Genomic DNA, 10,231 nt, shown 5'->3' with positions numbered 1-10,231 from the left:
GAACTCAGCAGTGAAACGATGCATCGCCGATGGTAGTGTGGGGTTTCCCCATGTGAGAGTAGGTCATCGTCAAGATTAAATTCCGAAACCCCTATCTGCGTACGCAGGTAGGGGTTTTGTTTTTGGCCTCCGTACACCTCAAACGCTGTTCCCTGTGGGAGCAAGCTCCGGGCGGCGTTCCGACGAAGGTCGTCAACGCTGACGCTAACTGCCTGGGGCCACGCGGTGTCCTGGCATTCTTCGCGAGCGAGCTCGCTCCTGCAATTCTTGGTAGTGGGGCTCAGTTTGCAGTTTCCGGTCGAGACTCGGCGATCACTCCGGTGCGGGCGATCACGGTCAGGATCGACAGTGCGGCGATCACCAACCCCGGTGAAGTTGCCAGCAGCACGCCAGTGGTGCCGGCACCGGCGGCGAGGATCTGGCCGGCGGCCAGGGGACCTGCCACCGAACCGAGCCGGCCGATGGCCACGGCCGCGCCGACACCGGTGGCACGCACCGAAGTCGGGTAGGAAGGGGGCGCCAGTGCATAAAGTACAAGCTGTGCGGCCATGACGAACAGCCCGACGGCAAACCCGGCGATTGCCATCGGCACGATACCCACTGACAGGCCGACCCCGGCCAGTGCCGCCAACACTCCTGCGTACACGAACAGGACCACTTTCAGGCCGTTGCAGCGGTCCAGCATCAACCCGCCGAGCAGCGAACCAATGGCGCCGCCCAGGTTGAACAGCATCTGCACCATGCCTGCATGAGGCTTGGTGAAACCCTGTTCCAGCAACAGCGAGGGCAGCCAGTTGAGCAGCATGTACATCACAGTCAGGGTGAAGAAGTAGCTCAACCACAAGGCCAGCGTGCTGCGTGCGCGCCCTTCGCCGAACAGCGCCTGGGCGGTAGACGAGCGTTGACTGGCGGTCGCGGCGTGTTGCTGGCGGAACGCAGTGGATTCGGGCAGCAGCAGGGCCATCAGTGGCACCACCAGTAGAGGCGTCAGGCCACCGATGATGAAGGTGGTTTGCCAGTGCTCACTGGAAAACATCGCCACCACCGCAGCCAGCGCGCCACCCAGGGGCACGCCACAATACATGACGCTTATGGCGGTGCCGCGATGGCGCTCGTTCACGGCCTCGGCACACAGGGCAATCAGGTTGGGCAGGGCGGCCCCAAGGCCCAGACCGGTCATGAAGCGCACCAGCAGCAGGCCGCTATAGCTCTCGACATAGGCGGTGCAGAGGGAGAAAACGCCGAACAGCAGCACGGCGCCGACGAGGATTTTCTTGCGGCCGATACGATCGGCCACCCAGCCGCCAAAAAACGCGCCAGGCAACAGGCCAATGATCCCGGCGCTGAACACCCAGCCCATCATCTTCGGGTCCAGGGCAAAGCTCTGGCGCAATCCTGCGGCAGCGGTGCCGGCAGCCTGCAGATCGAACCCCTCGATCAGCGCAACGATAAAGCACAAAGCGATTGTCAGCGTCGAGCGACGCGATGGACTGTCCATGGGTGAACCTCATTGTTGTTTTTTTATGCAGTCGAGCCCTCCGTGCGTTGGGAGCGCCGTCAATGACCGCTGGCGATTAAGATAACAAAGATAACTAAAAAAAGAATGGTGTCTTAAAAATCGCGTAAACCACGAATAAAGCAATAAAAAACAGTTTGTTATGGATGCATTAGAGATATTGTTGGAAAATAGATAATAATATTAATGTTCGATTATCGGTCATTCACGATTGACGACGCCCCTGGGCTGTTTCCATTCTCCGATCGTGAAGCCGGCAGTCCCGTGCGGATCCGGCACCAGAAAAACAATAAAAAGTGGACATCGAACATGCCAAAACGCCCCATGAATACCGGTTCAGTAGCGTCGCTCTCCTGCGTCTCCAGTTTCCATCCCGGATGGGTCGTGGCGCTGCTTGGTGTCAGCGTTCTACCCTCTCAGTTGCGGGCCGAAGGATTTATCGAGGACAGTCACGCAAACTTGACCCTGCGCAATTACTACCTGGACCGTGAATACCAGGACGGCGGCGCCAAGACTGCCGCGCGGGAATGGGCTCAGGGTTTCATCATGGGCATGGAGTCGGGGTTTACCGAAGGAACTGTGGGCTTTGGTCTGGACGTGCGGGGGCTGCTGGGGGTCAAGCTCGACTCCGCTCCCGATCGCAGCGGCACCGAACTGCTGCCGGTGTCGGCAAGCGACAAGCGCGCGGCGGATGACTATTCGCGGCTGGCGCCGACGGCCAAGCTGCGGTTTGCCCAGACTACGATCAAGAGCGGCGATGTCTCGATCTTCCTGCCGTTTGCCTTTGCCAGCCCGTCGCGACTGCTGCCACAGACCTTTCGCGGCACCACGCTCAGTTCCAGGGACATCGATGGCCTGACCTTGAACACCGGTTACATCGATCGCATCAACAAGCGCGACTCCACGGACTATCAGGCCATGACCATCGCCTCGCCGAACCGGCGTTTCAACGGCGCTGCCACCACCTCACACCTGGCCTATCTGGGAGGCGATTACCAGGTCAACAAGGATCTGAGCCTGCGTGCCTACCATGCCGAGGTGGCCGACCTGTACCAACAGGACACCCTGGCATTGCTGCACAACCTGCCGCTCGGCGAAAGCGTGTTCACCAGTGACTTGCGCAGTTTTTTCAGCCGCGAGGATGGCAGCGCCAAGGCGGGCAGGGTGGACAACCGCAACCTCTCGGCATTGTTCGGCTACCGCCTCGGCGGGCACCGGGTGAGCCTCGGCTTCATGTACTCCAGCGGCGACACGGCGACGCCCTACATCTCCGGCACCGAGCTGATGGGCATGAGCGAACAGACCATGGCTTCGGATTTTCTCAACGCCAAGGAGCGCACCTGGCAAGCGATCTATGACTACGACTTCGTCGCATCCGGGGTGCCCGGTTTGAAGGGAAGGTTGCGTTACGTGCGCGGCGACAATATCGAGCTGGCCGCCTTCAACGCCGAGGACCGCAAGGAGCGCGAATTCCAGATGGAACTGGGTTATGTGATTCAGAGCGGCCCGCTGAAAAACGTCGGGCTGTTGGCGCGCAAGGCGATCTACCGCAATGACTTCCCGAGCGGTACGGCGTTTCGTGATGAAAACCAGACCCGCTTCCTGGTGCTCTATACCTTGCCGATCTGGTAAGCCAAAGCCCTTCGATGTTCCCCGCCGGCAGACTGTGTTCAGTCCTGGTAAACCTTTCTCAGCAAGCGCAGCAACTCCTCGCGCTCTTCGCCGGTCAGCGTTGAAGTGGAGTCGAAATCGCTTTGCGCGGCGATCTGCTTGAGCTCCTTGAGCAAGGTTTCGCCGGTCTTGCTCAGGAAGATTCCGTAGGAGCGTTTGTCCGGCTTGCAGCGCACCCGCACCGCCAGCGCGCGGTTTTCCAGTTTATTGAGCAGCGGCACCACCTGCGGCGGCTCGATGGCCAGGGCCCGGGCCAGGTCGGCCTGCATCAGCCCCGGATTCTGCTCGATGATCGCCAGGGCCGAGAACTGCGCGGGGCGCAGGTCGTGGGCTGACAGGCGACCGATCAGGTTCTGGAACAGTTTGAGTTGGGCGCGCCGCATCGCGTAGCCGATCAGGTCATCCAGCGCCGAATCCAGCGGTGCCTGCATCTCGGCGGTGGCGGATGGGGACTCGCTCTGATCGGCGAGGGGAGAAGGCTTGGCCATTGCGGGTGAATCCTGAACAGGTGGAGGTTAACAAACGTATCCAGTTTGCCGGGGTTGGCCGCTGATAGCTATGCCCGTCGTTCATGGCGATGGGTTCGGAGGATATTTCAGGGCGGATAAAAAATGGTTAATTTGATTAATAGTTAATTGACATAACTATATGGGTCCTTTAATTTCCAGTCATCTTCAAGCCAAGAACAAGAGAGCATCGCCATGAGCAACTACGAAGGTCGCTGGACAACCGTCAAGGTCGAGATCGAAGGAGGCATCGCCTGGGTCATTCTCAATCGCCCGGAAAAACGCAACGCCATGAGCCCGACACTCAACCGGGAAATGATCGATGTACTGGAAACCCTGGAGCAGGATCCGGCGGCCGGCGTGCTGGTGCTGACCGGTGCCGGCGATGCCTGGACCGCGGGCATGGACCTCAAGGAGTATTTCCGCGAAGTGGACGCGGGCCCGGAGATCCTCCAGGAAAAAATCCGCCGCGAAGCGTCGCAATGGCAATGGAAACTGCTGCGCATGTACGCCAAGCCAACCATCGCCATGGTCAACGGCTGGTGTTTCGGTGGCGGCTTCAGCCCGCTGGTGGCCTGTGACCTGGCGATCTGCGCCGACGAAGCGACCTTCGGTCTCTCGGAAATCAACTGGGGCATCCCGCCGGGCAACCTGGTGAGCAAGGCCATGGCCGACACCGTGGGCCATCGTCAGTCGCTGTACTACATCATGACCGGCAAGACCTTCGGAGGGCAGAAAGCCGCCGAGATGGGCCTGGTCAACGAAAGCGTGCCGCTGGCGCAACTGCGTGAAGTCACCGTGGATCTGGCGCGCAACCTGCTGGAGAAAAACCCGGTGGTGTTGCGTGCGGCCAAGCATGGCTTCAAGCGCTGCCGCGAGCTGACCTGGGAGCAGAACGAGGACTACCTGTACGCCAAGCTTGACCAGTCGCGCCTGCTCGACACCGAAGGTGGCCGCGAGCAGGGCATGAAGCAATTCCTCGACGACAAGAGCATCAAGCCCGGTCTGCAGGCCTACAAACGCTGAGACTGATAGCCGGGTGCATGTCCGCCCCGGCGCTTCACATCGCTCGAATGCATTCCCGATAAAGACAATAAAGAGGAATCACCATGCTCGACGTGCCCCTGCTGATTGGCGGCCAGTCGCTCCCGGCTCGCGACGGTCGGACCTTCGAACGCCGCAACCCGGTGACCGGTGAATTGGTATCGCGGGTTGCCGCCGCCACCCTGGAAGATGCCGATGCCGCGGTGGCTGCGGCGCAGGCAGCGTTTCCCGCCTGGGCCGCCCTGGCGCCCAATGAACGTCGCAGCCGTTTGCTCAAGGCCGCCGAGCAATTGCAGGCGCGCAGCGCGCAATTCATCGCCGCCGCTGGCGAGACCGGGGCCATGGCCAACTGGTACGGATTCAACGTGCGACTGGCAGCGAACATGCTGCGTGAAGCGGCGTCGATGACCACCCAGATCAATGGCGAAGTCATCCCCTCGGATGTGCCGGGCAGCTTTGCCATGGCCCTGCGTCAACCCTGCGGTGTGGTACTGGGGATCGCCCCGTGGAATGCTCCGGTGATTCTCGCCACCCGCGCCATCGCCATGCCGCTGGCGTGCGGCAACACCGTGGTGCTCAAGGCCTCCGAACTGAGCCCGGCGGTGCACCGCCTGATCGGCCAGGTCTTGCAGGATGCCGGCTTGGGGGATGGCGTGGTCAATGTCATCAGCAATGCCCCGGCGGATGCCCCGGCGATTGTCGAGCGGCTGATCGCCAACCCGGCGGTGCGACGGGTCAACTTCACAGGTTCAACCCATGTCGGGCGCATCGTCGGCGAGCTCTCGGCGCGCCACCTCAAACCGGCCTTGCTGGAGCTGGGCGGCAAGGCGCCGTTGCTGGTGCTCGATGATGCTGACCTGGATGCGGCGGTGGAGGCAGCCGCTTTCGGCGCGTACTTCAATCAGGGGCAGATCTGCATGTCCACGGAACGGCTGATCGTCGATGCGAAGGTCGCCGATGCTTTTGTCACCAAGCTGGCGGCCAAGGTCGAGACACTGCGCGCCGGTGATCCCGCGCTGGCGGATTCGGTGCTCGGTTCGCTGGTGGATGCCAGTGCCGGAACGCGCATCAAGGGGTTGATCGACGATGCCCTGGCCAAGGGCGCGCGGCTGGTAGTCGGCGGACAGTTGGACGGCAGCATTTTGCAGCCGACCCTGCTCGATGGCGTCAACGAGAGCATGCGTCTGTATCGCGAAGAGTCTTTCGGCCCGGTGGCGGTGTTGTTGCGCGCTGAGGGTGATGAAGCGTTGTTGCGTCTGGCCAACGATTCCGAGTTCGGGCTGTCGGCGGCGATCTTCAGTCGTGACACCGGGCGCGCCCTGGCGCTGGCCCAACGAGTCGAGTCGGGCATCTGCCATATCAATGGCCCGACCGTGCACGACGAAGCGCAAATGCCCTTCGGCGGGGTCAAGTCCAGCGGCTACGGCAGCTTTGGCGGCAAGGCGTCCATCGAGCATTTCACTCAGTTGCGCTGGGTCACCTTGCAGCATGGACCGCGGCATTACCCGATCTGAACCGCAGAAATAACAATAAAAAGGCGGCAGCCACCACCATGCCCATTCGAGCGGCCTGGTGGTAGCGTGCCTTGATGGAGAACAAGCACGTGAGTTCCGAATTCAGATCGCAACCCCACACCGAGGCCGGCGCGCCGCGCTACCGTCACGTGTCCATCGGTCGCGCAGCGGTCGAGGTGACAGAAGAGCAGGGCGCATTGCACATGCGTTCCCTGGAGCCATTGGCCGAGTATCCGCCGCGCCTGCTTGACCGTCTGGTGCATTGGGCACGGGTGCGTCCCGAGCAGACTTTCATCGCCGCCCGCCAGGCCGACGGTAACTGGCGCCGGGTCAGTTACGCCCAGATGCTCGACAGTGTCCGGGCCATCGCCCAAAGCCTGTTGAGCTACGGCCTGTCGGCAGACAAACCCTTGGTCCTGCTCTCGGGCAACGACATCGAGCATTTGCAAATCGCCTTCGGCGCCCTGTACGCGGGCATCCCCTACTGCCCGGTGTCGCCGGCCTATTCGTTGCTGTCCCAGGATTTCGCCAAGCTGCGTCACGTCTGCGACCTGCTGCAACCCGGCCTGGTATTTGTCAGTGATGCCGCGGCCTACCTGCGTGCCATCGATGCCGTGCTGCCGACCCAGACGCCTTTGATCACCGTGCACGGTCAGGTCGCGGGGCGCCACCAGGTCAGCTTCGCCAGCCTGCTTGAGCAACCGGGCGGGGCCGAGGCCGAAGCCGCATTTGCCGGCACGGGGCCGGACAGCATCGCCAAGTTCCTGTTCACCTCCGGCTCGACCAAATTGCCCAAGGCAGTGATCACCACCCAACGCATGCTGTGCGCCAACCAACAGATGCTGTTGCAGACGTTTCCGGTGTTCGGCGAAGAACCGCCGGTGCTGGTGGACTGGCTGCCGTGGAACCACACCTTCGGTGGTAGCCATAACGTTGGCATCGTGCTCTACAACGGTGGCAGCTTTTACCTGGACGACGGCAAGCCGACGGCGCAGGGTTTCGCGCAGACCCTGCGTAACCTCAAGGAAGTGTCGCCCACCGCCTACCTGACCGTGCCCAAGGGCTGGGAAGAGCTGGCTTCGGCACTGGAGCAGGACGCGGAACTGCGGGAGGTTTTTTTCAAACACATCAGTCTGTTCTTCTTTGCCGCTGCCGGTCTGTCGCAAAGTGTCTGGGACCGGCTCGACCGCGTCGCCGAACAGCACTGCGGCGAGCGTATCCGCATGATGGCCGGGCTCGGCATGACCGAGGCTTCGCCGTCTTGCACCTTCACCACCGGGCCGTTGTCCATGGCCGGTTATGTCGGCCTGCCGGCGCCCGGTTGCGAGGTGCGCCTGGTGCCGGTGGACGGCAAACTGGAAGGGCGCTTTCGTGGGCCGCACATCATGCCCGGCTACTGGCGGTTACCGCAGCAGACGCTTGATGCGTTCGACCCGCAGGGCTATTACTGCTCCGGCGATGCACTCAAACTCGCCGACCTGCGTGATCCGCAATTGGGGCTGATGTTCGACGGGCGCATCGCCGAAGATTTCAAGTTGTCATCCGGGGTGTTCGTCAGCGTCGGGCCTTTGCGCAGTCGGGCGGTGCTCGAAGGCTCGCCCTATGTCCAGGACCTGGTGGTGACCGCACCGGATCGTGAATGCCTGGGCGCGCTGGTATTTCCACGGATGTTTGAATGTCGACGGCTGTCAGGGTTGGCGGCCAGTGCCAGCGATACCGAGGTGTTGGCCAGCGCGCCGGTGCGGGAGTGGTTCGCCGGCTGGTTGCAGCGACTCAATCGCGACGCCTCCGGTAATGCCAGTCGCCTGGAGTGGATCGCCTTGCTCGACGAGCCGGCGTCCATCGACCGGGGTGAAATCACCGACAAGGGCTCGATCAATCAGCGTGCGGTATTGCAGTGGCGCGCGGAGCAGGTCGAGGCACTGTATCGGGGGCTCGATCCGGCGATCCTGCGTGCCGGGGTGAAGTCGTGAGTGCAGGCGAGCGGCGTTATTGATCGAGAACCCGGCCTGGCGTGCCTGAGGCTTACTCGGCTGACGGACAGCCTGTGTTGTACAGTGAGTGCATTGTTACGTTAGACGGCAAGGAGACATCATGACGGTCAAGCGTATGGACAACGTCGGCATCGTTGTAGACGACATCGACGCTGCCATTGAGTTCTTCACCGAACTAGGCCTCGAACTCGAGGGGCGCGCCCCAATCGAAGGCGACTGGGCAGATGGTGTCACTGGATTGCGCGACATGCGCGTCGAGATTGCCATGATGCGTACACCGGACGGTCACAGCCGGCTCGAGTTATCCCGATTCCTCGCACCACCTGTGGTCGCCGATCACCGCAGCGCCCCGGTGAACGCCCTCGGTTACCTGCGCGTCATGTTCACAGTGGAAGACATCGACGACACGCTCGCCAGGCTCCACAAGCGCGGCGCGCAGCTCGTCGGCAAAGTGGTCCGGTACGAAGACACGTATCGGCTCTGCTACATACGGGGGCCCGAAGGCATTCTCATCGGGCTGGCCCAGGAGCTGGGGCCGCACGCTTCTCGATGAGCTCAGCGCTGGAGGGTCGCCTCTGTGCCTGAAACATCAGCAGCAGATGGCTAGCCCAAAGACGCCACGCTATTGAGCAAGGTCTTGACCGGTTGCGCCTGGCGCGTGGCGCCAGTCATGGCGAACACACCGTGCAAGTGGGCGCGCACCGTGTTGCGCGAAACCCCGAGCGCCTCGGCCGTCTCGTCGAGGGTCTGGCCGTCCATGACCAGCATGACTACTTCGGTTTCCGTGCGGATCAGTTGGAACAGGCTATGCAGCAGGTCCAGGGGCTGCAGGTAGTTGCGGTGGAAGTCATGGGCCAGCCAGGCCTCTGTGCCAAGCACCTGGTCGGCACTGGCCACCTGGTCCGCGGACCAGTCGAGGAACGGGCAGATCGAATAGAAGTGCTCGCTGTAAGAGGGCTCGCCGGGCAACAGCGCGCCATGCACCGAGGCATTGCCGGCAGGCTGGACTGGAACCTGAACTGCTGTGACTTCAGGTGCAAAAACAGGACTGGAGGGGTAAATCGGCAAGGGTTCATGAGGTTTGTTCATCAATCCGGGCAGGTGCGCCCTGTCACTCAACATCGCCGGAGAGCGTTTGTTTAAAGGTGTTTAAGGTTACTTCATGCAAGCTACAAGACCTTGCGCCGTTGCCTACGGTTACGCCAGAATCCGCCGGCTTGTGCGCCTTGGGGGCCATCGGTAACTTGATTCGTGTCACTGCTCATCAGTGATCGGGTTTAGTCGCCCGGTGGTTTCACGAAGCGTATTTGCATTCAGACAGTCAGGTCATTTCATGCCTGCACTTCATGGTAGCTGTGCGCAGGGCGCCTTCGGGCGCGCCGGTTTCGTGTCTCCCCGGTCGACTAACCTGCGTACAGCTGCCACCCCCCTTGTTTAGTCGCAAGTCGGTGATGGCTCCATTTTTTGGAGACAGAAATATGATCAAGGTAACGCCAAACCCGCCGGACGCCGATCCGGTCTCCCTAAATGAACCCGACTCAACCAGGCTCAACGAAGCCACCCTCGATTGTCACATCCCCTCGATTGCCGATATCAAAGCCACACCGCGCACACCCTGCACCTTGTTCACCGTGGACCCGCAGGCGAGTTCCGAAACCTTGATGGTTTATCTGGTCGAAACCCTCGCGTCGGTCGATGTAATGGTCCATCAGTTGGTGGATCACCTGGACGGTGGGTCGCGCAATGCGCTGCTGGGCATCTCCAACAGCGTGATGCTGGCGGAGATCACGGCGAACCGGGTGCTGGATCAAATCGACCCGTAGGAGCGAGCTTGCTCGCGATGGAGGGTAACGATGACGCGGGAAACCAGACTTACCGCGGCGTCCTCTGGTTTTTCGCGAGCAAGCTCGCTCCTACAAGGGGGCCGGCATGTGATTTGGGAGTGGGAGTGAAAGCAATGGACCCGCCAGGGCGGCGGGTCCGAAG

Annotated in this window: 9 protein-coding genes; 6 read left to right on the top strand and 3 right to left on the bottom strand. The window is 61.6% G+C overall.

Annotated features, from left to right (window positions below; all coding sequences use genetic code 11):
* Positions 1-280: 280 nt before the first annotated feature.
* On the bottom strand, positions 281-1,498 hold the full coding sequence (gene mhpT / locus KW849_RS19375) for a 3-(3-hydroxy-phenyl)propionate transporter MhpT (protein ID WP_218430856.1): 1,218 nt from the start codon (positions 1,496-1,498) through the stop codon (positions 281-283).
* 342 nt (positions 1,499-1,840) lie between these two features.
* On the opposite strand from mhpT, the gene KW849_RS19370 reads away from it, so the two are divergent.
* Complete coding sequence (locus KW849_RS19370; protein ID WP_256357298.1) at positions 1,841-3,148, top strand: OprD family porin; 1,308 nt, start codon at positions 1,841-1,843, stop codon at positions 3,146-3,148.
* 38 nt (positions 3,149-3,186) lie between these two features.
* Here the strand turns inward: KW849_RS19370 and KW849_RS19365 are convergent, their stop codons facing one another.
* Complete coding sequence (locus KW849_RS19365; RefSeq protein WP_218430854.1) at positions 3,187-3,675, bottom strand: MarR family winged helix-turn-helix transcriptional regulator; 489 nt, start codon at positions 3,673-3,675, stop codon at positions 3,187-3,189.
* Positions 3,676-3,888: 213 nt separating this feature from the next.
* On the opposite strand from KW849_RS19365, the gene KW849_RS19360 reads away from it, so the two are divergent.
* The 4 genes from KW849_RS19360 (at position 3,889) to KW849_RS19345 (ending at position 8,798) form a co-directional block, all read left to right on the top strand.
* On the top strand, positions 3,889-4,719 hold the full coding sequence (locus KW849_RS19360; RefSeq protein ID WP_218430853.1) for a p-hydroxycinnamoyl CoA hydratase/lyase: 831 nt from the start codon (positions 3,889-3,891) through the stop codon (positions 4,717-4,719).
* Positions 4,720-4,802: 83 nt separating this feature from the next.
* Positions 4,803-6,251 carry an aldehyde dehydrogenase gene (locus KW849_RS19355; RefSeq protein ID WP_218430852.1) on the top strand — a complete coding sequence of 483 codons (1,449 nt, stop codon included), beginning with the start codon at positions 4,803-4,805 and terminating at the stop codon, positions 6,249-6,251.
* Positions 6,252-6,340: 89 nt separating this feature from the next.
* On the top strand, positions 6,341-8,224 hold the full coding sequence (locus KW849_RS19350; protein ID WP_218430851.1) for a feruloyl-CoA synthase: 1,884 nt from the start codon (positions 6,341-6,343) through the stop codon (positions 8,222-8,224).
* 121 nt (positions 8,225-8,345) lie between these two features.
* Positions 8,346-8,798: a VOC family protein gene (locus KW849_RS19345; protein ID WP_218430850.1), complete on the top strand. Its 453-nt coding sequence runs from the start codon at positions 8,346-8,348 to the stop codon at positions 8,796-8,798.
* A 50-nt stretch (positions 8,799-8,848) separates the two neighbouring features.
* Here KW849_RS19345 and KW849_RS19340 read toward each other — a convergent pair whose 3' ends face one another.
* Positions 8,849-9,334, bottom strand: coding sequence for a helix-turn-helix transcriptional regulator (locus tag KW849_RS19340; protein ID WP_256357287.1), 486 nt, complete (start codon positions 9,332-9,334; stop codon positions 8,849-8,851).
* 389 nt (positions 9,335-9,723) lie between these two features.
* Between KW849_RS19340 and KW849_RS19335 the strand changes: the two genes are divergently transcribed.
* Positions 9,724-10,068, top strand: a complete 345-nt coding sequence (locus KW849_RS19335; RefSeq protein ID WP_218430849.1) for a DUF6124 family protein — start codon at positions 9,724-9,726, stop codon at positions 10,066-10,068.
* Positions 10,069-10,231: the final 163 nt, after the last annotated feature.

The sequence above is a fragment of the Pseudomonas sp. PDM26 genome, from assembly GCF_019219185.1.
GTDB lineage: Bacteria > Pseudomonadota > Gammaproteobacteria > Pseudomonadales > Pseudomonadaceae > Aquipseudomonas.
The sequence above is the reverse complement of the archived record's forward strand: the minus strand, read 5'-3'. Positions and strand labels throughout refer to the sequence as shown.

Excerpts from the sequence above, each read along its gene's own strand:
- mhpT (WP_218430856.1), bottom strand. The coding sequence starts at position 1,498 with ATGGACAGTCCATCGCGTCGCTCGACGCTGACAATCGCTTTGTGCTTT.
- KW849_RS19370 (WP_256357298.1), top strand. The coding sequence starts at position 1,841 with ATGAATACCGGTTCAGTAGCGTCGCTCTCCTGCGTCTCCAGTTTCCAT.
- KW849_RS19365 (WP_218430854.1), bottom strand. The coding sequence starts at position 3,675 with ATGGCCAAGCCTTCTCCCCTCGCCGATCAGAGCGAGTCCCCATCCGCC.
- KW849_RS19360 (WP_218430853.1), top strand. The coding sequence starts at position 3,889 with ATGAGCAACTACGAAGGTCGCTGGACAACCGTCAAGGTCGAGATCGAA.
- KW849_RS19355 (WP_218430852.1), top strand. The coding sequence starts at position 4,803 with ATGCTCGACGTGCCCCTGCTGATTGGCGGCCAGTCGCTCCCGGCTCGC.
- KW849_RS19345 (WP_218430850.1), top strand. The coding sequence starts at position 8,346 with ATGACGGTCAAGCGTATGGACAACGTCGGCATCGTTGTAGACGACATC.
- KW849_RS19340 (WP_256357287.1), bottom strand. The coding sequence starts at position 9,334 with ATGAACAAACCTCATGAACCCTTGCCGATTTACCCCTCCAGTCCTGTT.
- KW849_RS19335 (WP_218430849.1), top strand. The coding sequence starts at position 9,724 with ATGATCAAGGTAACGCCAAACCCGCCGGACGCCGATCCGGTCTCCCTA.